The 242-nt window shown below is 52.1% G+C and carries 1 protein-coding gene; it reads right to left on the minus strand.

All coding sequences use genetic code 11. The annotated features are described in order from the left end of the window. Positions 1-242, minus strand: a 242-nt coding sequence (locus PPL9_RS30970) for a S8 family serine peptidase (protein ID WP_152986643.1), incomplete at both ends; no start/stop codon positions are given.

Raw genomic sequence — 242 nt, forward strand, 5'->3', positions numbered from 1 at the left:
ATACCGCCGCCGTTCCAGGTTGAGGCACCATTGGTAGACCACTCGGTAGAGGGATCGTCGACTTGCTTGGCAGAAAGAGCAAGAATTTCCTGAACATCACGCCAGCCTAACAACGGATTTGCTTCTAGCATCAAAGCGACCACGCCTGAGACGATTGGCGCTGCAAAGGATGTGCCTTGAGTTGCCTCATAATCGTCGCCAAAGGTTGAGCCGTTATCATTTTCAACGAGGCGAGATGTCGA

Source organism: Pseudovibrio sp. POLY-S9, assembly GCF_001431305.1.
In the GTDB taxonomy this organism is placed as follows: Bacteria; Pseudomonadota; Alphaproteobacteria; order Rhizobiales; family Stappiaceae; genus Pseudovibrio.